Source organism: Vibrio sp. STUT-A11 (assembly GCF_026000435.1).
In the GTDB taxonomy this organism is placed as follows: domain Bacteria; phylum Pseudomonadota; class Gammaproteobacteria; order Enterobacterales; family Vibrionaceae; genus Vibrio.
On the sequence record NZ_AP026764.1, the window covers coordinates 427700 to 450366 of the forward strand.

Annotated in this window: 16 protein-coding genes and 2 pseudogenes; 9 read left to right on the plus strand and 9 right to left on the minus strand. The window is 46.9% G+C overall.

Translation table 11 applies throughout. From position 1 onward, the window contains the following. Nucleotides 1-73: 73 nt before the first annotated feature. From OO774_RS17520 to ytfQ, 5 genes are all read right to left on the minus strand, one after another. Nucleotides 74-2185 (minus strand): TonB-dependent siderophore receptor, encoded by a 2112-nt coding sequence (locus OO774_RS17520; RefSeq protein WP_264907916.1) that lies wholly within the window; start codon nucleotides 2183-2185, stop codon nucleotides 74-76. Nucleotides 2186-2457: 272 nt separating this feature from the next. Further along, nucleotides 2458-3456: a galactofuranose ABC transporter, permease protein YjfF gene (gene yjfF / locus OO774_RS17525; protein WP_264907917.1), complete on the minus strand. Its 999-nt coding sequence runs from the start codon at nucleotides 3454-3456 to the stop codon at nucleotides 2458-2460. Then, on the minus strand, nucleotides 3449-4474 hold the full coding sequence (ytfT, locus tag OO774_RS17530) for a galactofuranose ABC transporter, ATP-binding protein YtfT (protein WP_264907919.1): 1026 nt from the start codon (nucleotides 4472-4474) through the stop codon (nucleotides 3449-3451). Before ytfT ends, yjfF begins: the two co-directional genes overlap by 8 nt. A gap of 7 nt (nucleotides 4475-4481) precedes the next feature. After that, nucleotides 4482-5990, minus strand: coding sequence for a galactofuranose ABC transporter, ATP-binding protein YtfR (gene ytfR, locus OO774_RS17535; RefSeq protein WP_264907921.1), 1509 nt, complete (start codon nucleotides 5988-5990; stop codon nucleotides 4482-4484). 52 nt (nucleotides 5991-6042) lie between these two features. After that, nucleotides 6043-7002, minus strand: coding sequence for a galactofuranose ABC transporter, galactofuranose-binding protein YtfQ (ytfQ, locus tag OO774_RS17540; protein ID WP_264907922.1), 960 nt, complete (start codon nucleotides 7000-7002; stop codon nucleotides 6043-6045). An 826-nt stretch (nucleotides 7003-7828) separates the two neighbouring features. On the opposite strand from ytfQ, the gene OO774_RS17545 reads away from it, so the two are divergent. Next, complete coding sequence (locus OO774_RS17545; protein WP_264907924.1) at nucleotides 7829-8803, plus strand: IS110 family transposase; 975 nt, start codon at nucleotides 7829-7831, stop codon at nucleotides 8801-8803. Between the two features lie 319 nt (nucleotides 8804-9122). Next, nucleotides 9123-9368 (plus strand): annotated as a pseudogene (locus OO774_RS17550) (IS1 family transposase); the annotation flags it as partial. Here the strand turns inward: OO774_RS17550 and OO774_RS17555 are convergent. The 4 genes from OO774_RS17555 to lacI all read right to left on the minus strand — a co-directional run bounded on the left by OO774_RS17555 (nucleotide 9362) and on the right by lacI (nucleotide 15172). Further along, nucleotides 9362-9511, minus strand: a complete 150-nt coding sequence (locus OO774_RS17555; protein WP_346015262.1) for a maltose acetyltransferase domain-containing protein — start codon at nucleotides 9509-9511, stop codon at nucleotides 9362-9364. The pseudogene OO774_RS17550 and the gene OO774_RS17555 sit on opposite strands and share 7 nt — an antisense overlap. 77 nt (nucleotides 9512-9588) lie before the next feature. Next, on the minus strand, nucleotides 9589-10842 hold the full coding sequence (lacY, locus tag OO774_RS17560; protein WP_264907926.1) for a lactose permease: 1254 nt from the start codon (nucleotides 10840-10842) through the stop codon (nucleotides 9589-9591). Between the two features lie 51 nt (nucleotides 10843-10893). Beyond that, the gene (lacZ, locus tag OO774_RS17565; protein WP_264907928.1) at nucleotides 10894-13968 is read right to left on the minus strand and encodes a beta-galactosidase; all 3075 of its coding nucleotides are present in this window, start codon (nucleotides 13966-13968) and stop codon (nucleotides 10894-10896) included. A gap of 121 nt (nucleotides 13969-14089) precedes the next feature. Next, nucleotides 14090-15172 (minus strand): DNA-binding transcriptional repressor LacI, encoded by a 1083-nt coding sequence (gene lacI, locus OO774_RS17570; protein WP_264907930.1) that lies wholly within the window; start codon nucleotides 15170-15172, stop codon nucleotides 14090-14092. A gap of 320 nt (nucleotides 15173-15492) precedes the next feature. On the opposite strand from lacI, the gene OO774_RS17575 reads away from it, so the two are divergent. The 7 genes and pseudogenes from OO774_RS17575 to OO774_RS17605 all read left to right on the plus strand — a co-directional run bounded on the left by OO774_RS17575 (nucleotide 15493) and on the right by OO774_RS17605 (nucleotide 22621). Beyond that, on the plus strand, nucleotides 15493-15690 hold the full coding sequence (locus OO774_RS17575) for a helix-turn-helix domain-containing protein (protein WP_138059053.1): 198 nt from the start codon (nucleotides 15493-15495) through the stop codon (nucleotides 15688-15690). Between the two features lies 1 nt (nucleotide 15691). After that, complete coding sequence (locus OO774_RS17580; protein WP_264907932.1) at nucleotides 15692-18082, plus strand: DEAD/DEAH box helicase family protein; 2391 nt, start codon at nucleotides 15692-15694, stop codon at nucleotides 18080-18082. 20 nt (nucleotides 18083-18102) lie between these two features. Continuing rightward, entirely contained in the window at nucleotides 18103-19680 is a 1578-nt protein-coding gene (locus OO774_RS17585) for an N-6 DNA methylase (RefSeq protein WP_182127092.1), read from the plus strand. Next, the gene (locus tag OO774_RS17590; RefSeq protein ID WP_011149247.1) at nucleotides 19677-20819 is read left to right on the plus strand and encodes a restriction endonuclease subunit S; all 1143 of its coding nucleotides are present in this window, start codon (nucleotides 19677-19679) and stop codon (nucleotides 20817-20819) included. Before OO774_RS17585 ends, OO774_RS17590 begins: the two co-directional genes overlap by 4 nt. Continuing rightward, entirely contained in the window at nucleotides 20819-20950 is a 132-nt protein-coding gene (locus tag OO774_RS17595; RefSeq protein WP_259346317.1) for a hypothetical protein, read from the plus strand. Before OO774_RS17590 ends, OO774_RS17595 begins: the two co-directional genes overlap by 1 nt. Before the next feature lie 324 nt (nucleotides 20951-21274). Further along, nucleotides 21275-21556: pseudogene (locus tag OO774_RS17600) on the plus strand (recombinase family protein); the annotation flags it as partial. 90 nt (nucleotides 21557-21646) lie between these two features. Then, nucleotides 21647-22621, plus strand: a complete 975-nt coding sequence (locus OO774_RS17605) for an IS110 family transposase (protein ID WP_264907924.1) — start codon at nucleotides 21647-21649, stop codon at nucleotides 22619-22621. Nucleotides 22622-22667: the final 46 nt, after the last annotated feature.

The window sequence follows — 22667 nt, forward strand, 5'->3', positions numbered from 1 at the left end:
TCCAATACTAAGACCGGTTAAGTCGCCAACCTAAATTGGCGACTTTTCTTTTAAAGATCCATAAACAAAGTGATTAAAACTGGTAGTTCAGATCAAGCGTGTAGGAGCGTCCCGGTGCCGGATAACGACCAACAGGGCTAGTATCAATACCGCGGAAGTAATAATCTTCATCAAACAGGTTGTTCACGGCGACATTCATACGTAGTTTACCCGTTTCATCCTTGTATAAGTCCGTACCTAAGTTAAAGTTCCAGACCATATAAGACGGCACTTTACCAGTCGCCCCCGTACTATCCTCAGAGCTGGTATTCGCGTTATCGGTGTACGCATCACTGAAATAGAAGCCAGATAAAGTGGTATCTACGCCAGAAAACACATAAGTCGCATCCCAGCCAAGTTGGTGCTTGGAGGAGAACGGCAGCTGATTGCCTTTGTTATCACCGTCTTCTTCAAGTGTGGCATCTAAGTAGTTGTAGTTTGCACCTAAACTGAGTAACGGCAATGATTCCGGAACATATCGAGCTGATAATTCAATACCCTGATGCAACGTTTTACCAATGTTGTCAAAAGTTTGCGTCGCGCTCTGCCATTGCAGTTGATCTTCAAAATCAACTCGGTAAATCGCCGCGTTGAAACTGGTCTCGTTCTGAGTAAAACGCGCGCCCACTTCGTAGTTCCAGGCTAACTCACTGCCTTCTTCACCCAAACCTCGGATGTAAGCAATCTGAGGTGCCCGCAGAGATTTTTGTGCATTTGCGTAGGTCACCCACTGTTCATTGATACTATAAGCCAGCGTCAAACCAGGTAACCATTCCGTCACTTTATTATCTGCGCTTTGTTCTTTTCCAAGATCGTCAAAGCTCATATCAACCGATTCAAATCGCAATCCTGGCGTAATTTTAAGTGTATCGTTGAATAAACCAATTTCATTGCTGATGTAACCCGCAAACGCATCGGTATCTAAGTGCCAGTCACGCGGTACGTTGGTGGTACCTCCAGAGATAGGCGTTTGCGTAAGTTTGTAATCGATGTCTTCGTTAACGTAACGAGCGCCAATAATCCAGTTTTGAGTAACAGACTTACCCTCGCCAAAATACATGGCTAGTTTCGGCTCGATACCATATACAGTAAATTCGCGAGGTGAGGTACGAATATCGGTGGAAGGCAAAGCAGGATCGGCCCAGTGTCCACCAGCACTATTAAAGCCCCACTGGAAAAAACGCTCAGATTGATGACCAAAAGTGAGTAGCTCAAGTTCAGAACTGTCTGCAAACGCTAAATCGTGAATGTATTTTACGCTCCAACGCGTCGATTCACCCTGATACTCATCGTATTGGCGTTTCGACTGCTGTCGGTCTTGTTGGTAGTCTGTTGGGGACAGCGCTCCTGGCATCTGAGTGTCGGCTTCATAACGTTGAATAAACGCCTGAAGCTCTTGCGAATCACTCAGTAACCACTGAATTTTCGCTTGGAAATTTTTCACGTCCGTATCTGAATGTTCACGAAAACTCTCGCCTTTTAAAAAGTTGCCTTCCAGTTGCAATGCGAAAGTATCACTTAACCACCCTCCGGTTCTCAGGTAGAAATCGTTAAGCGGTGTATCTCCGTCTTCAAAGACTGTCAGACGATTACTTATCTCTGTCTGCCAAGTGTGAGGAATCGCTTTGGTGACTAGGTTAATTACACCACCTACGTTGTTTGGTCCGTACTGAACCGCCGCGCCGCCGCGAACAACGTCAATTCGTTCAATCATAGACAAAGTCGCAGGGAAAATAGACTGACCGGTATGGCCATAGGGAGCAAGCGTCAACGGAATACCATCCATTAGCATTTGAGCATGACCACTGCGACTCGCATTTAAACCACGCACTGAAATGTTTGGTAGAACTCCCGTTCCAGTTTCATCCTGAACTTTAATACCAGGAACACTTTGCAGAGCACCATCAATTGAGCTTGCAGCTGTTTTTTTGATTTGCTCGGCGGTAATGATGGTTCGTGCTCCTGGGTACTCTTTAACGTCTTCAATTTCAGAGTTACCTATCACACTACCGGTAACGACAACCGTTTCCATCGCTGACGTATTGACTTTAGAAGCTGAAGCACTTGCCTGCGGTACTATAGCCGTTGAGGCTAGCGAGGACACAATCGCAATAGATAAAGGATGCATGGTCAATAATTTGTTCATTTATTCATTCCGTATAATTTAGTTAGATCCCACGGATGCAAATAAGAACAAATATTATTTTAATTTTCAATATTTATTAATAATTAATTCAATATCCTCTCTTTATTAACCGTTAAGAAACAAATTACACAAAGGCCGAAAAGCAATGTCATAGTCAACAAGAAGCAATAAGACACCACAGGACTAATGTCATATCGATCACTTTCTGATGTTCAGAAACAACACACCCCGCCAGAGTTAGCGGGGTGTGTTTATTTTCTGCTGGAGATCGCTCAACTAGGCGCTGATTTCAACACGGCTGAGTTCGCCACATTCTTGCGTCGTTCACTCATAATCAATAGCAGCCGTTGCAAGCCGATAAAGCCAAACAGCAAGATACCGACAATGATTTTCGTCCACCACGAACTTAACGTGCCGTCAAAAGTAATGTAGGTTTGAATCAGGCCCTGAATGAGCACACCAAATAGTGAACCTAATACAGTGCCCACACCGCCAGAGAGCAGAGTACCGCCAATTACAACAGCAGCAATAGCATCAAGCTCAACACCGACTCCTGCCAGCGGATAACCTGCTGAGGTATAAATGGAAAATACAATGCCTGCACAGGTAGCGAGAAACGTCGATAGCATATAGATGCCAATCACAGTACGTCTGACGGGAACCCCCATTAACCCAGCGGAAGTTGCGTTACCGCCAACGGCATAAACGTTATTACCAAAGCGAGTTCGGTGTGCGAGTAAGATACCAAACACAACAACAACTAACATGATGACGGCCATTAAACTCAGTCGGCCCCCACCCCAGATATGCCAGGCAGTACGGGAGAGTTCTTTGAACATTGGGTGCTGAATCGGAATCGACTGCTCGGAAATTAAAAAGCTAGCCCCACGTAAGAAGAACATCCCAGCAAGCGTGACGATAAACGCCGGTATTTTCAGCGTATCGATAATCCAACCCATAAAGCCGCCGAACAGCATACCCATGACCAATACTGTGAACATGGCCATGATTGGATCCATATTCCAGTCACCGATCATTTTCGCCAGAAAGACACCAGTAAAAGCCACGACCGATCCCACCGAGAGATCAATACCTCCAGAGAGAATCACAAAGGTCATTCCGACAGCAAGAATACCTAAAAAGGCATTATCTGTCAGAATGTTACAAATCACTCTTGTTGTCATAAACGCCGGGAACTCAAGCGCGCAAAAAACATAACCGACCAAAAAGACACAGATTGTAATGAACAGAGGAAAGTTACGTTTAATCATGATGGAGTTTCCTCTTAACCGCTTGAATCACCGCTGGCGACTGCATGACCAGCACCAACAACACGACAACGGATTTCACAATGTGATTCCACTGTGGTTGGTATCCAGATAGCAAAATACCTGTGTTAATGCTCTGAATAATAAATGCTCCGACTAATGCCAGCAGCAGGTTAAATCGTCCTCCCATTAATGATGTGCCACCGATAACAACCGCAAGAATCGCGTCCATTTCGAGCCACAACCCAGCATTGTTCGCATCGGCACCTTTGATATCGGCTGCGATAATGATCCCAGCAAGCGCGGCCATCAAACCGCTCAGCACGTAAACCGACATCACAATAACTGGGGTATTAATCCCGGCATTTTTCGCTGCTTTAATATTGATGCCAACCGATTCGATAAACAGCCCTAATGCGGTCTTCTTGGTTAAACACCAGATTCCGATAGTGGCGAGAATCAACAGAATAATCGGGGTTGGCAGAAGCAAAAATGAACCACTACCAAACCAGGATAAGGTGTCATTAGTAAAGGTCACAATCTGACCCTGAGTGATAAGCTGTGCAACCCCCCGTCCAGCGACCATAAGAATCAAAGTGGCGACAATCGGTTGGATCTTAAATACAGCGACAAGAAAGCCATTCCATAGACCACAAACAACACCTGAGAGCAGCGCGCAAACTAAAATCGTTGCTGGCGCGTAGCCCTGAGATGCCATACTTGCCATCACTGCTCCACTGATCGCCATCACTGCCCCAACCGACAGATCAATTCCGCCCGTTGCGATAACTAACGTCATACCTATCGTGAGCAGCGCAACTGGCGCACCGCGGTTAAAAATGTCGATCACACTGCCAAACAGACGTCCATCCTGAATATGGATAGAAAAGAAGTTATCAGCGATGATCGCGTTGACTAAAAACAGGCACAGAAGTGCCAACACTTGTGGCGCACCTTTCGGCAGACTAAATCTGGATTTCGAAGATGCGCTTGTGCGAGTTGAAGGATTAAATGTTGTCATTGGAACCTCACATCGCTATCGCTTGCATAATGGCAGGCACGGATAGATCTTCGGTTGGGATTTCCGCTACCTGCTTACGATCCCGGAGCACAATAACTCGATCGGCATAACCGACTAGCTCTTCCAGCTCAGAAGAGATGACTAATAAAGCCAGGCCATTGGCACACAAGGATTCAATAAGACGGATGATCTCTGCATGAGCACCAACATCAATCCCACGGGTAGGTTCATCAAGAATTAAAAATTGGGGTTTCGTTAACAACCAGCGGGCCAGCAACACTTTTTGCTGATTGCCACCAGAGAGGAACTCAATCGGCTGCTCAATGTTCGGCGTTTTTATATCCAGTTGTTTGATAAAGCGCTGAGACACCTCTTCCTGCTCGGCTCGGGATATGGGTCTAAACCACCCGCGCTGAGCCTGCAACGCCAGGATGATGTTTTCCCGCACTGATGCTGCTCCCACTATACCGTCGGTTTTGCGATCTTCAGGACAGAACCCAAAACCATTTAGCGACGCTTGCCGCGCAGATCTCACTTTGGTTAGTCGATTTTTTAACTTACAGGTGCCACTATCATTCGCCTCGATACCGAAAATAACCTTGGCAGTCTCGGTGCGGCCGGAGCCAAGTAAGCCAGCAAGACCCACGATTTCACCAGCATGAACTTTGAGGTCAAATGGTTCAATCGTGCCACGCTTACCATAATCAGAAAACTCGACGACAGGTTCATCACTGAATTTGGTTTTCCCAGCACGTTTAAGTGCGTTGTCCTCCAGCTCACGTCCTAGCATCCACTTAACCAGCTCAATTTGAGGTAACTGGCTTGTCTCTCTGGTGCCAACGAGCTCGCCGTTTCGTAACACTGTTATGCGGTCACTGACTTCATACACCTGATCGAGAAAATGGGTGATGAACACCAAACTAATACCTTTCGCACGTAGATCACGCATGATGCCGAATAACATCTCTACTTCACTACTGTCCAAACTGGCGGTGGGCTCATCCAGGATCAAAATGTTCGCCGAAAGCGACACAGCTCTGGCGATCGAAATCACTTGCTGAATCGCCACAGAAAAACTATTCAGTGGTTGAGTGACATCCAGATGCAGACCATAACCGGTCATGATTTCTGTCGCTTGCTGAGCCATGCGTTTGCGATCAACAAATCCCCATTTTTTCGGCTCGTTACCAATAAAGAGGTTATCCATGACCGACATATTGGGCAGCAGGTTCACTTCTTGATAAACCGTACCAATCCCGAGTTGCTGTGCATGAGCGGTGTTCTGCGGTGAAATGGATTGTCCATTCAGGAAGATATCACCCGCGTCTCGTTGATAAACCCCGGTGAGCGTTTTGACTAAGGTTGATTTTCCCGCCCCGTTCTCGCCGAGTAATGCCACGATCTCCCCTTTTCGCAGTGAGAAATCGACATTGTGTAGTGCCTTTACCCCAGGGAAGTGCTTGCTGATCCCTTGCGCACGTAAGACAACGTCATTGTTACCTAAATCCGAAGACATACAAACTCCAAAACCTCTCATCACACAGTGATGAGAGGTCTTTAGCTAAAGATTAATAACCAAGGTCTTTTTTCATTTCGAGCTGTGACTGTGCGTCTTTAGGTAAATAAAGCTTTGACTCTGTCACTATTTTCTTCGGTGGTGTTGCTCCGTCTTTCTTATAAGCAATCAGTGCATCAAGTGCTGGACCTGCCATATTGGGCGTCAGTTCAACGGTCGCGTTCGCCTCACCATTAATCATGGCTTTAAATATATCTGGCACAGCATCAATAGAGACAACCAGAATATCTTCACCTGGTGTTAATCCAGCTTCTTTAATTGCCTGAATCGCGCCAATTGCCATATCGTCATTGTGAGAGAATACTGCGCAGATACTTTTTCCGCCATTTTCAGCTTTAATAAAACTTTCCATGACTTCTTTGCCTTTACTACGGGTAAACTCACCAGACTGGGTACGCACAATATTGACATTATCGGCTTGGCTAATAGCGTCGTTAAAGCCTTGTTTACGATCAATAGCCACACTGGCACCAACCGTCCCTTGCAACTCGACCACGTTACAAGATTTATCTTTGACTGTATTAAGGAGCCACTCACCCGCAACTTTACCTTCCAGGACGTTATCAGCGGTCACCGCTGTCATGTAAAGTGAATCATCATCGACGGTGATACCACGGTCTAGAAGAAAGACAGGAATATCATAGTCTTTAGCCTCTTCAAGCACCGGGCCCCAACCCGTTTGCACCACAGGGGCAATAAAGATCGCATCCACTCCTTGAGCAATAAAAGAGCGGACGGCTTTGATTTGATTTTCTTGTTTTTGCTGGGCATCAGAAATCTTTAGGGTAATCCCACGCTTTTCAGCCTCTACTTTAGAGACCGCCGTTTCGGCAGCGCGCCATCCTGATTCTGAACCAATTTGGGAAAAGCCTACTGTAAGAGTGTTAGCAAATATTGACGCAGACATACATAGACTACCGATCGCAGTCGCCAAGGTAAGTTTTTTTAGCATAATCGTTCTCTATCTATTTATTTTATCGTTTCACATTTAGGTATTGGTAAGATATTGCATTTGCGTGCATTTTTTATGCTAAATGAGGATAGGTAACAGATTTTTCAGCCGATTAGATCTTGGTCACAGCGGAAGTTAGATAGCTGTAAAGTCCATTATAGTAGCAATTTAATACATATTTTAGCTTTTATTAATATTACTTTTATAACTCATAGTAAATAAAAGAAATTTTTAAATGTAAACGTAAGAAATTGACCCTTTAAACAAGAGTAATGCAGATCAATTAAGAAACTTTCTAGGGCCGTTTCCGATCTTGAAAAAGCAAAAAACCCGCATTCAAACCGGAATGCGGGTGGCTTTAAGAGAGGTAAAGCAGTGGATTAGTAATGGAACTAAAAATTAGAACGAGTATTTAGCTACAAACTTAAGGCCGTAACCGTCTTTCTTCTCGTTACCTTCCTGTTCTACAGAGCCAGTTTGAACGACAAAGTCTGTTTTGAATGAGTCAGTGACATCGTAGCCAAGACCTAGGTATGCAGTTTGCGCTTCTACATTCGTACCGGGGTGTGAAGCCCAACGGTACGGTTTCGTACGTTAAGCATTAAATCAAACAGTTAGAACGGTATGACGCTTAGGTAGACCCTACGATCACTGGTAAAAACCACCCCAAAATCAGGATATGACATAACCTATGTGTCACTACTGGCTGTGTCATGACTTAAATGACATGCTTGTTTTTTGTTAGCGTATGGAATGGACTTCCTCCCTATCACTCAGCCGTTAGTTCTGAGATGATAAATTCACCATTTCATACGGAGATAACAACATGGCTGTGACTGTATTAGGTATCGACCTAGCAAAAAATGTGTTCGCATTGCATGGTGTTGACCACAAAGGCAATACCATTTTATGCAAACCCAAAGTAAGTCGGGCCAAGCTGTTAGAAACGGTAGCCAATATGCCACCGTGTCTGATTGGAATGGAAGCATGTAGCAGCGCTCATTTTTGGGCCCGATTATTCAAAAATGTCGGCCACGAAGTTCGCCTCATCGCTCCTAAGTTTGTCTCTCCTTATCGACTGTCTGGCAAAGCAGGGAAAAATGATGCTGCTGATGCTCAATCTATCTGTGAAGCAGTTCAACGTCCTCATATGCGATTTGTTAGCATCAAGTCAGAAGAGCAGCAATCGATTCAATGTTTGCACCGAGCTAGGCAGGGCCTAAATGAAGAAAGGACGGCAGTATGCAACCGCATTCGTGGTTTGCTCGCTGAGTTTGGTGTGATTGCTCCTTTATCACCGGAGCGATTGCGTAACGAGTTCGAGAGCATGAAGGTTCACCTTCCAACCTTAGCCGCAACTTGCATGGATGAATTATTTCTTCATATAGACAACATTGAGCGCAGGCTTTTAAAGTTCGACCGACTGATTAAAGAGACGGCAGAGCAAGATGAACGATGCCGACTATTGATGCAACTAAAGGGGGTTGGACCTATGACAGCCAGTGCTCTAGTATCAGCGATCTCTGACGGAAAAGAGTTTCGTAATGGCCGTCAATTGGCGGCCTGGTTGGGTTTAACGCCTTCTCAATACAGCAGCGGAGGGAAACCAAAATTAGGGCGAATTACTAAAGCTGGTGACAACTATATTCGTAGTCTGCTTGTGCAGGGGGCGCGTTCAATGATGGCTAGCGCCGGACGAAAAGACGATCCGCTCAGTAAGTGGGTCTGTGATGTCAAAGATCGCCGTGGTTACTGGCGAGCCGCTATTGCTTTAGCTGCAAAAAATGCACGACACTGTTGAGCAATACTTCACTATGGTGAATCATTCGAAAATTGTTATTCAACCTAAATAAATCTCTTACCACCAATGATGACAACGCAAATATGATAAGGGTTAAGACCCCGCAAGAGGTGCCTGAGAAAACGTTAGGATGTTAAATATCCGATTAGCGTATGAGGTTCTTGCGAGCGTCTTTCATTTTGGTCCGGAACAGAATATTCCAGTATGACCGCTTATAGTACTGCATCTTAATCTTCATTGTGATTGCGTTCAGAGCACCCATTGACATCGGGAGGAAGTCCTTATAGTACAATATTTTCCGAATCGTCGTGTGACCCCTATGAGCCTGCTGTCACCCTTTGACGTGGTGATATGGATGACGGATGGCTGGCCGCTGTATGAATCCCGCCTGAAGGGAAAGCTGCACGTAATCAGCAAGCGATATACGCAGCGAATTGAGCGGCATAACCTGAATCTGAGGCAGCACCTGGCACGGCTGGGACGGAAGTCGCTGTCGCTCTCAAAATCGGTGGAGCTGCATGACAAAGTCATCGGGCATTATCTGAACATAAAACACTATCAATAAGTTGGAGTCATTACCCTTTTTTCAACTTCTGATGGATGCGAGTGATTGAACTCATACATTAATGTTTTCCCACGAAGTCTTTTTTCAGGTAAGCCTTCGCACATATCGGTAAATAGCTTGCCTGCTTTTATTTTTTCTGTCATCGACATGTTCATTTTTAACATTCCGTCCTGATAAGTTGGTCGGATAAGGCGATCGCGCCGTATCCGACATTAATTTCTTAAGCGACTTCATTCACCTGGCGACGCAGCAGGGAAAGTGGGGCGGGGCCGCTAAGCGTGAACACAGAAATTAAGGTGAAGCCCAGCGCCACCAGACCCAGCACCAGGTAAGTGCCCTGGAAACCGATGCTTTCATACATATTGCCCGCCAGAATAGACATAAAAATCATCGCCAGTTGCTTAAAGAAGCAGAAACAGACCAGATAAATCGTCGCTGAAAAACGCACTTCAAACTGGCTGGTAATATATTTAAAGCAGCCCACCAGCAGGAACGGTACTTCAAACATATGCAGCGTTTTCAGAAGAACCACTTCCAGTGCTGAGGTAGCGAACGATGAGCCAATAATACGTACTGACATAATAGTGCCAGCCAGCAGCAGGGCGTTTTTCCCACCGATGCGATTAATGATCAGTGGCGCAAAAAACATAATCGAGGCGTTAAGTAATTCGCCCATTGTCGTTACGTAGCCAAATACCCGCGTACCCTGTTCACCGGTAGCAAAGAACGAAGTAAAGAAATTAGCAAACTGTTGGTCAAAAACATCGTAGGTGCAGGAAACGCCAATAACATACAGTGACAAAAACCACAGTTTTGGCTGTCTGAACAGTTCCAGCGCCAGCTTAAGGCTAAATGCCGAATGGTTGGCACCTACCGTATTGGCAACCGTTGCAGAAGAGGGCGCATCCGTTTTGGCGAAAAAGAGTAAAACGGCGAGGATGAGTGCACAGCCAGAACCCAGCCAGAAAACAAACTGATTATTGATGGTGAACATGATGCCGACAATCGAGGCACACAGCGCCCAGCCAATACAGCCAAACATCCGCGCGCGACCAAATTCGAAATTACTGCGACGGCTGACTTTCTCGATAAATGCCTCTACTGCTGGCGCACCGGCGTTAAAACAAAAGCCTAGATAAATACCACCAACAATCGATCCTACTAAAATGTTGTATTGTAACAGTGGCCCGAAGATAAAAATAAAGAACGGCGCAAACATCACTAACATGCCGGTAATAATCCACAGCAGGAATTTGCGCAGCCCGAGTTTGTCAGAAAGCAGACCAAACAGCGGTTGGAATAATAGCGAGAACAGAGAAATAGCGGCAAAAATAATACCTGTATCACTTTTGCTGATATGGTTGATGTCATGTAGCCAAATCGGGAAAAACGGGAAGTAGGCTCCCATGATAAAAAAGTAAAAGAAAAAGAATAAACCGAACATCCAAAAGTTTGTGTTTTTTAAATAGTACATACTGGATTTCCTTACGCGAAATACGGGCAGACATGGCCTGCCCGGTTATTATTATTTTTGACACCAGAGCAACTGGTAATGGTAGCTACCGGCGCTAAGCTGGAATTCCGCCGACACTGACGGGCTCCAGGAGTCGTCGCCACCAATCCCCATATGGAAACCGTCGATATTCAGCCATGTGCCTTCTTCCGCGTGCAGCAGATGGCGATGGCTGGTTTCCATCAGTTGCTGTTGACTGTAGCGGCTGATGTTGAACTGGAAGTCGCCGCGCCACTGGTGTGGGCCATAATTCAATTCGCGCGTCCCGCAGCGCAGACCGTTTTCGCTCGGGAAGACGTACGGGGTATACATGTCTGACAATGGCAGATCCCAGCGGTCAAAACAGGCCGCAGTAAGGCGGTCGGGATAGTTTTCTTGCGGCCCTAATCCGAGCCAGTTTACCCGCTCTGCTACCTGCGCCAGCTGGCAGGTCAGGCCAATCCGCGCCGGATGTGGCGTATTGCTCGCCACTTCAACATCAACGGTAATCGCCATTTGACCACTTCCATCAATCCGGTAGGTTTTCCGGCTGATAAATAAGGTTTTCCCCTGATGCTGCCACGCGTGGACCGTGGTAATCAGCACCGCGTCGGCAAGCGTATCTGCCGTGCACTGCAACAACGCTGCTTCGGCCTGGTAATGGCCCGCCGCCTTCCAGCGTTCGACCCAGGCGTTAGGGTCAATGCGGGTCGCTTCACTTACGCCAATGTCGTTATCCAGCGGTGCGCGGGTGAACTGATCGCGCAGCGGCGTCAGCAGTTGTTTTTTATCGCCAATCCACATCTGTGAAAGAAAGCCTGACTGGCGGTTAAATTGCCAACGCTTATTATCCAGCTCGATGCAAAAATCCGTTTCACTGGTGGTCAGTTGCGGGATGGCGTGGGGCGCGGAGGGGAGTGTCACGCTGAGGTTTTCCGCCAGACGCCACTGCTGCCAGGCGCTGATGTGTCCGGCTGCTGACCATGTGGTCGCGTTCGGTTGCACTACGTGAACCGTTATCCAGAGTTGTCCGGCGCTCTTCGGCTGCGGTAGTCCAGGCAGTTCAATCAACTGTTTACCTTGTGGAGCGACATCCAGAGGCACTTCACCGCTTGCCAGCGGCTTGCCATCCAGCGCCACCATCCAGTGCAGGAGCTCGTTATCGCTATGACGGAACAGGTATTCGCTGGTCACTTCGATGGTTCGCCCGGATAAACTGAACTGGAAAAACTGCTGCTGGTGTTTTGCTTCCGTCAGCGCCGGATGCGGCGTGCGGTCGGCAAAGACCAGACCGTTCATGCAGAACTGGCGATCATTCGGCGTATCGCCAAAATCACCGCCGTAAGCCGACCACGGATTGCCATTTTCATCATATTTAATCAGCGACTGATCCACCCAGTCCCAGACGAAGCCGCCCTGTAAACGGGGGTACTGACGAAACGCCTGCCAGTATTTAGCGAAGCCGCCAAGACTGTTACCCATCGCGTGGGCGTATTCGCAAAGGATCAGCGGGCGCGTCTCTCCAGGCAACGAAAGCCATTTTTTGATGGACCATTTCGGCACAGCCGGGAAGGGCTGGTCTTCATCCACGCGCGAGTACATCGGGCAAATAATATCGGTTGCGAAGGTGTCGGCTCCGCCGCCTTCATACTGTACCGGGCGGGAAGGATCGACAGATTTGATCCAGCGATAGAGTGCGTCGTGATTAGCGCCGTGGCCTGATTCATTCCCCAGCGACCAGATGATCACACTCGGGTGATTACGATCGCGCTGCACCATTCGCGTTACGCGTTCGCTCATCGCGGGTAGCCATCGCGGATCATCGGTCAGACGATTCATTGGCACCATGCCGTGGGTTTCAATGTTGGCTTCATCCACCACATACAGGCCGTAGTGGTCGCACAGCGTGTACCACAGCGGATGGTTCGGATAATGCGAACAGCGCACGGCGTTAAAGTTGTTCTGCTTCATCAGCAGGATATCCTGCACCATCGTCTGCTCATCCATGACCTGACCATGCAGAGGATGATGCTCGTGACGGTTAACGCCGCGAATCAGCAACGGCTTGCCGTTCAGCAGCAGCAGACCATTTTCAATCCGCACCTCGCGGAAACCGACATCGCAGGCTTCTGCTTCAATCAGCGTGCCGTCGGCGGTGTGCAGTTCAACCACCGCACGATAGAGATTCGGGATTTCGGCGCTCCACAGTTTCGGGTTTTCGACGTTCAGACGTAGGGTGACGTGATCGGCATAACCACCACGCTCATCGATAATTTCACCGCCGAAAGGCGCGGTGCCGCTGGCGACCTGCGTTTCACCCTGCCACAAAGAAACCGTCACCCGCAGCTCATCGCGCAGCTCGCCGTACATCTGAACGTCTGCCTCCAGTACAGCGCGGCTGAAATCATCATTAAAGTGAGTGGCTACATGGAAATCGCTGATTTGCGTGCTCGGTTTATGCAGCAACGAGACGTCACGGAAAATGCCGCTCATCCGCCACATATCCTGATCTTCCAGATAACTGCCGTCACTCCAGCGCAGCACCATCACCGCGAGGCGGTTTTCTCCGGCGTGTAAAAATGCGCTCAGGTCAAATTCAGACGGCAAACGACTGTCCTGTCCGTAACCGACCCAGCGCCCGTTGCACCACAAATGAAACGCCGAGTTAACACCATCAAAAATAATTCGCGTCTGGCCTTCCTGTAGCCAGCTTTCATCAATATTAAATGTGAGCGAGTAACAACCCGTCGGATTCTCCGTGGGAACATACGGCGGATTGACCGCAATGGGATAGGTCACGTTGGTGTAGATAGGCGCATCGTAACCGTGCATCTGCCAGTTTGAGGGGACGATGACAGTATCGGCGTCAGGAAGATCGCGCTCCAGCCAGCTTTCTGGTACCGCTTCTGGTGCCGGAAACCAGGCAAAGCGCCATTCACCATTCAGGCTGCGCGACTCTTGGGAAGGGCGATCGGTGCGAGCCTCTTCGCTATTACGCCAGCTGGCGAAAGGGGGATGTGCCGCAAGGCGATTAAGTTGGGTAACGGCAGGGTTTTCCCAGTCACGACGTTGTAATACGACGGCCAGTGAATCCGTAATCATTGTCATAGTTGTATCCTGTGTGGATTGTTATTCGCTCACATTTTCGCATAACATACGAGCCGGACACATAGAGTGTAAAGCCTGGGGTGCCTAATGAGTGAGCTGACTCACATTAATTGCGTTGCGCTCACTGCCCGCTTTCAAGTCGGGAAACTTGTCGTGCCAGCTGCATTAAGGAATCTGCCAACGTGCGGGGAGAGGTGGTTTGCGTATTGGGCGGTAGGGTGGTTTTTCTTTTCACCAGTGAGACGGGCAACAGCTGATTGCTCTTCACCGCCTGGCCCTGAGAGAGTTTCAGCAAGCGGTCCACGCTAGTTTTCCCCAGCAGGCGAAAATCCTGTTTGATGGTGGTTAACGGCGGGATATAACACGAGCTGTCTTCGGTATCGTCGTATCCCACTACCGAGATATCCGCACCAACGCGCAGCCCGGACTCGGTAATAGCGCGCATTGCGCCCAGCGCCATCTGATCGTTGGCAACCAGCATCGCAGTGGGAACGATGCCCTCATTCAGCATTTGCATAGTTTGTTGAAAACCGGACATGGCACTCCAGTCGCCTTCCCGTTCCGCTATCGGATGAATTTGATTGCGTGTGAGATATTTATGCCAGTGCGCCAGACGCAGACGCGCCGAGACAGAACTTAATGGACCGGCTAACAACGCGATTTGCTGGTGACCCAATGCGATCAGATGCTCCACGCCCAGTCGCGTACCGTCTTCATGGGAAAAAATAATACTGTTGATGGGAGTCTGGTCAGAGACATCAAGAAATAGGGCCGGAACATTAGCGCAGGCAGCTTCCACAGCAATGGCATCCTCGTCATCCAGCGGATAGTTAATGATCAGACCACTGACGCGTTGCGCGAGAAGGTTATGTACCGCCGCTTTACAGGCTTCGACGCTGCTTCGTTCTACCATCGACACCACCACGCTGGCACCCAGTTGATCGGCGCGAGATTTAATCGCCGCGACAATTTGCGACGGCGCGTGCAGGGCCAGACTGGAGGTAGCAACGCCAATCAGCAACGACTGTTTGCCCGCCAGTTGTTGTGCCACGCGGTTGGGAATGTAGTTCAGCTGCGCCATCGCCGCTTCCACCTTTTCCCGCGTTTTCGCAGAGACGTGGCTGGCCTGGTTCACCACGCGGGAAACGGTCTGATAAGAGACACCGGCATACTCTGCGACATCGTATAGCGTTACTGGTTTCACATTTACCACCCTGAATTGACTCTCTTCGGGTGCTATCATGCCATACCACGAAATGTTTTGCCCCATTATTGTTTTCACAAGGATGGTTACTATCTTGGGTTTGGTGACATTATCCCTAATAAAACTAATCCCAATGGTATCGAAAGTGATTGAGTGGTTTGGAACTACGCTGCAAAAGTTGTGGTGTACCGACCACATGACCTAGAGTTATGTCTAATCCTTTTTATTCCTTTCTATTCGGCTATAATCAAATTTACTTCACTGAGCGAATATGTGACTATTTGACAAAACCCTCAAGCTAATAACGTTAGGTACCTTTTGTGACTTCAGACCGTTGGTTATCTGTTGAAGAAATTGCCGAATATCTTGGCGTAAGCAAAGATACCGTGTACTCATGGATCAGTAAAAAGGGAATGCCAGCGCATAGAATTGGTCGGCCTTGGAAGTTTAAAGCTGATGAGGTGGATCAGTGGGTTAGGTCTGGTGGTGCATCAGATAACAGCAAGGAAGAAAAATAATATGGCCTTAAACGAAGCGGATACTTGCCGAGTCTATGTGACGCCAAAACTTAAAGAGTCTGGTTGGGAAAGCAATCCTAGCGCAATAACTGAACAGTACACATTTACTGATGGTCGTGTTCAGTTTAAGGGCAGCAAAGTTCAGCGTGGCGAGCAAAAGCGAGCTGATTATTTACTTAAGTACACTCGTGATTTTCCTATTGCCGTTGTTGAGGCTAAACCTGAAAAAAGCCCTGTAGGTCAAGGGATGCAACAGGCAAAAGATTACGCAGAAATCTTAGGGTTAAAGTTTGCTTATTCAACCAATGGTCATGAGATCCTAGAGTTTGATTACACCACTGGTGAAGAGCAGTTATTGTCGCGCTTTCCAACCCCTGAAGAGTTATTCAGTCGGCTTTGTGGTGATGAAGGTTTAAAGGATGAAGATCTTGATACCTTACTGTCTCCTTACCACCATGTCTCGGGTTACTCACCGCGTTACTACCAGCAAATTGCCATAAACCGCGCAGTCCAGTCGGTACTTCAAGGTAAAAAGCGCTCATTAATTACGATGGCAACGGGTACGGGTAAGACAGTTGTCGCTTTTCAAATTAGTTGGAAGCTGTGGAGTGCTCGCTGGAACCGCACGGGAGACTATAGAAAGCCTCGCATTCTATTTCTGGCAGATAGAAATGTGTTGGTAGATGATCCAAAGGATAAAACATTTACCCCGTTTGGTGATGCAAGGCATAAAATTGAAGGTGGTAAAGCCGTTAAAAGTCGTGAGATTTATTTTGCGATTTATCAATCCATTGCTAGTGATGAGCGTCGTCCAGGCTTGTATAAAGAGTTTCCGCAAGACTTTTTTGATCTAATCATCATCGATGAGTGTCATAGAGGCAGTGCCCGTGACAACAGTAACTGGCGCGAAATTCTAGAGTATTTTGAGCCAGCTTTCCAAATCGGTATGACGGCGACTCCGCTGCGCGAAGATAACCGCGATACTTACCGTTATTTTGGCAACCCAATTTATACCTATAGTTTGCGCCAAGGTATTGATGACGGATTTCTTGCTCCATACCGCGTACACCGAGTCATTTCGGAAGTTGATGCGGCAGGCTGGCGACCAAGCAAAGGCGATGTAGACCGCTTTGGACGAGAAATCCCTGATGGAGAATACCACACCAAGGACTTCGAGCGAGTTATTGCGTTAAAGGCACGAACAGATACGTTTGCTAAGCACCTGACAGACTTTATGAAGCGAACCGATCGCTTTGCAAAAACGATCGTGTTTTGTGTCGATCAAGAGCACGCTGACGAAATGCGTCGGGCGCTTAATAACTTGAATTCTGACCTTGCACGTAAGCATCCTGATTACGTAGCACGAGTGACATCAGAAGAAGGGAAAATTGGCAAAGGGCACCTCAGTCGTTTTCAAGAGCTGGAAACCAGTACCCCAGTGATACTGACCACTTCACAGCTATTAACAACGGGGGTAGATGCACCAACCTGTAAAAATGTTGTGCTTGCGCGTGTTGTTAACTCAATGAGTGAGTTCAAGCAAATTGTTGGCCGTGGTACCCGCTTACGCGAAGATTACGGCAAGCTTTGGTTCAACATCATTGATTATACCGGTTCCGCTACACAAAACTTCGCTGACCCTGACTTTGACGGTTACCCAGAAATTGAAGATGAAGTGGTGATTGATGAAGATGGTGAAGAAGTGGTTGATGACCCTTTAACACCAGATAGTGAAGAGTTAGAGGTTGCTGAAGATACGGGTGAACACGAAGTGAACACTGAAGCTGAAGGCGCTGATGATGGAGAGGAGCACGAACCGAGAAAGTACTACGTAGACGGTGGGAGCGTTAAAATTACGTCTCATTTGGTTTATGAGCTAGACGAAGACGGTAAACAACTTCGTGTCATCCAATATACCGACTACACCGCAGAAAAGGTAAAAACCCTCTTTTCCTCATTGGACGAAATAAAAGATAGTTGGGCTAATCCGTTAAAGAGAGAACAGGTCATTCTCGAACTACAAGAACGAGGGATCCAGTTTGATGATTTGGTTGCAGAGTCAGGCAAAACCGATGCAGATCCATTGGATTTACTTTGCCATATAGCATTTAACGTACCGCTGCGAACCAGAAAAGAGCGTGCTAACTACTTGAAGAAAAACAAACCTGATTTTTTTGAACAGTACGGTCCAGAGGCCCGCGCTATATTAACGTCTTTATTGGACAAATACACCGACCACGGCCCTAAGCAATTCAGTATTCCTGATTCGCTACAGGTACCACCCATTTCTGAATATGGCAATGTGATGGAAATAGCCCGCCTTTTTGGCGGTGCGTTGCAAATGAAAACAGCCGTGGACCAATTACAAACGCTGCTCTATAGCCAGCAATAACAGAAGTAACGATACGATTTATGGCACGAACAAAGAAAGCAGATCAGCCGATGACCACCGCCCAGCAACTAGGCGCGATTGTTAAATCATCTCGGCAAATCATGCGTAAAGATAAAGGCTTAAATGGCGATCTCGATCGCCTGCCAATGCTCACTTGGATCATGTTTTTGAAGTTTCTCGACGACTTAGAACAAATGCGAGAAACCGAAGCCGTGCTAGAAGGAAAAAGCTTTCAGCCAGCCATCGAAGCGCCGTACCGCTGGCGAGACTGGGCAGCAATTGAAGGTGGTATCACCGGCGATGAGCTGATTGCCTTTATTAACAATGATGAAGCAATGCGACCTGATGGCACGCGTGGCATCGGTTTGTTTGCTTACTTGCGTAGCCTGCAAGGTGATAACGGTGGTGATCGTCGAGATGTGATTGCGACCGTGTTTAAAGGCATGCAAAACCGAATGATCAACGGATATTTGTTACGTGATGTTGTCGACAAAATAAACGGCATCCATTTCAACTCATCTGAAGAGATGCATACCTTAAGCCGCTTATACGAAACCATGCTGCGTGAAATGCGTGATGCCGCTGGTGACTCCGGCGAATTTTATACTCCGCGTCCAGTGGTTCGCTTTATGGTTGAGGTGATGGATCCGCAGTTGGGTGAGTCTGTATTGGACCCAGCCTGTGGCACGGGTGGTTTTTTGGTTGAAGCGTTCGAACACCTAGAGCGCCAGTGTAAAACAGTCGAAGATCGCAAAGTATTGCAAGAAAGCAGTATCTTTGGCGGCGAAGCCAAATCTTTGCCTTACTTGTTGGTACAAATGAACCTGTTACTGCATGGTTTGGAGTACCCAAGAATTGACCCTGAAAATAGCCTCCGTTTTCCACTACGAGAGATGGGTGACAAAGATCGTGTGGATGTGATCTTAACCAATCCACCTTTTGGTGGTGAGGAAGAAAAAGGCATTCTTGGTAACTTCCCAGAAGACATGCAAACCGCCGAAACCGCAATGCTGTTCCTTCAGTTGATCATGCGTAAACTCAAGCGTCCTGGTCATGGTTCAGACAATGGCGGCCGTGCCGCGGTTGTCGTCCCAAATGGCACGTTATTCAGTGATGGTATCAGCGCACGCATTAAAGAAGATCTGTTAAAAAACTTTAATCTGCATACCATTGTTCGTTTGCCGGAAGGGGTATTCGCGCCTTACACCGATATTGCAGGCAACTTACTCTTCTTCGATCGTTCTGGCCCAACAGACGATATTTGGTATTACCAAATCACTGTTCCTGAAGGTCGTAAAAAATATACTAAGACTAAACCAATGGAAAGCCATGAGTTTGATGAATGCTGTAACTGGTGGAGTAATAGGATTGTTAATCAGAATGCATGGAAAGAAAGTGCCTCAGAGATTATTAAATACTCCGAAAGTGGACAACTGATTGACGTAAATTTAGATAGAAAAAATCCTAATAGTCTCGAAGTGCTTGAACACGAAGAGCCTATGGATTTGATAGAGAAAATAACCACTAAAGAAGAGTCTCTTTTAGCGATCTTAAAACAGATTAAAGCTGAAATCCGTACTCAAGGTATCTCTAAATGAAAGAGTATACTTTAAGGGATGTTCTTATCCGCCAAAAAGAGGCCATCACCGTTGAGGATGATGCTGAGTATAAGCGCATTACCATTAAAATGAATGGTAATGGCGTGCTCCTTAGAGATGAAGTCATTGGTGACGCTATAGGAACTAAGCGCCAGTTTCTGGTGAGTTCTGATCAGTTTGTGCTTTCAAAAATTGACGCAAGGAATGGTGCTTTCGGAATAGTGCCTAAAAGCTGTGATGGAGCAATTATTACAGGAAACTTTTGGGCATTTGACGTCAACTCCGAACTTGCAGATGTTAAATACCTCGATTTCATGTCTAAAACACCAGAGTTCAAAGACTTTTGTATCGTTGCAAGCGAAGGTACTACTAATCGAAAGTACCTTGACGAAAATAAGTTTCTTGATAAACGGATTTTGCTACCTGAGCTCGCAGAGCAGAAAAAAGTGGTTGCTAAGATCTTAAAGTTTAAGAATAAGATAGAGCTAGCGCGGAAAATCCGAAACGAGATTTTAAGTGATCTCTACGTGCTGTTAAACAGCACATTTCACAAATTAATTGAAGGCGCTGTCTACAAGCCGATGTCGAAAGTGGCACCTCTTGAGCGCCGTAAAGTTGAGATCGATGTGAACGCGGAGTACCCAGAGCTTGGTGTGCGTTGTTTTGGTAACGGTACTTTCCACAAGCCTATTCTTAACGGAATGGACGTTGGTACCAAAAAGCTGTACCAAATGGTTCCCGGTGACTTGGTGTTCAGTAATGTTTTTGCTTGGGAAGGTGCGATCGCGGTTGTTAAAAAAGAAGACGAAGGTCGTGTCGGTTCGCATCGTTTTATAACGTGTTTACCTAAATCAGGAGTGGTGACAGCCGATTTCCTTTGCTTTTATTTTCTAACGACTGAGGGGTTAGAGAAAATACAAGCAGCATCCCCTGGAGGTGCTGGAAGGAATAGAACTTTAGGACTTAAGAAGCTAGAAAATATCGAGGTTCCTGTACCCGATTACGATAAGCAGCTTTGGTTTAATCAACTGCAAAGCTATGTTGAAAAAATTAAACAAGCTCAATCAGAAAATGCAACTGAGTTAGAGGCTCTGATGCCTTCAATTTTAGATAAAGCCTTTAAGGGAGAATTGGTTTAATGTCTATGCCTGCACCGACGCTTGCTTATGATGCTGGCACCCAGCCTGTTATTGCTCATGGCTTGTCTTATCAGGACGAGCAAGTGAGCGAGATGTTAGCTGGCCCTGCAAACGATTCTGAACTACTTTAACATTTTAAATTTTGTCGAAGTAAAAACTCCTGAAGAGAAAAAGAACTCTAACAGGGCATGTTATGGGCGGCTTGCTTAATATTTCAAGTAAGCTTTCCCATACTTTTAGTTATTAATGATTTACTAATATTCGATTTTTCGAAACTAATAATTGTCCAAAACCTTCTCAAAAATGGTTCAGAAATCTTGTGAACACCAAGCGATTTTGTCATATGTTCGTATTTTATAGGGCTAAGAAAGAAAATATGCCGTAGCCCTCAGCCCTTATAAATAAAAGGCTGAGGGCTCACATTGGACTTTTCGCTGAAATGGGCGCAAAAACCCATGATCAAATCTATAAATAGCATGATGATGGATATGCTAGCTGCTATCGCGAGAAAAGATTACCAAGATCGCCGCCGCCGTCAGGCTGAAGGAATAAAGAAAGCCAAAGAGGAAGGGAAATACAGAGGGCGGCAAGCCGATTCAGAACTACACGAAAAAATCTATCAGCTACGAGTAGTCAACAAGCTGAGTATCAGTGATACCGCCAAACTTACCAATGTTTCAGGTCGTACAGTAATACGGGTTGCTAAAAAGTTGGCAAGTGAGCGTTCAGCGGGGTAAGAAGCTTAGCGTATGGAATGGACTTCCTCCCTATCACTCAGCCGTTAGTTCTGAGATGATAAATTCACCATTTCATACGGAGATAACAACATGGCTGTGACTGTATTAGGTATCGACCTAGCAAAAAATGTGTTCGCATTGCATGGTGTTGACCACAAAGGCAATACCATTTTATGCAAACCCAAAGTAAGTCGGGCCAAGCTGTTAGAAACGGTAGCCAATATGCCACCGTGTCTGATTGGAATGGAAGCATGTAGCAGCGCTCATTTTTGGGCCCGATTATTCAAAAATGTCGGCCACGAAGTTCGCCTCATCGCTCCTAAGTTTGTCTCTCCTTATCGACTGTCTGGCAAAGCAGGGAAAAATGATGCTGCTGATGCTCAATCTATCTGTGAAGCAGTTCAACGTCCTCATATGCGATTTGTTAGCATCAAGTCAGAAGAGCAGCAATCGATTCAATGTTTGCACCGAGCTAGGCAGGGCCTAAATGAAGAAAGGACGGCAGTATGCAACCGCATTCGTGGTTTGCTCGCTGAGTTTGGTGTGATTGCTCCTTTATCACCGGAGCGATTGCGTAACGAGTTCGAGAGCATGAAGGTTCACCTTCCAACCTTAGCCGCAACTTGCATGGATGAATTATTTCTTCATATAGACAACATTGAGCGCAGGCTTTTAAAGTTCGACCGACTGATTAAAGAGACGGCAGAGCAAGATGAACGATGCCGACTATTGATGCAACTAAAGGGGGTTGGACCTATGACAGCCAGTGCTCTAGTATCAGCGATCTCTGACGGAAAAGAGTTTCGTAATGGCCGTCAATTGGCGGCCTGGTTGGGTTTAACGCCTTCTCAATACAGCAGCGGAGGGAAACCAAAATTAGGGCGAATTACTAAAGCTGGTGACAACTATATTCGTAGTCTGCTTGTGCAGGGGGCGCGTTCAATGATGGCTAGCGCCGGACGAAAAGACGATCCGCTCAGTAAGTGGGTCTGTGATGTCAAAGATCGCCGTGGTTACTGGCGAGCCGCTATTGCTTTAGCTGCAAAAAATGCACGACACTGTTGAGCAATACTTCACTATGGTGAATCATTCGAAAATTGTTATTCAACCT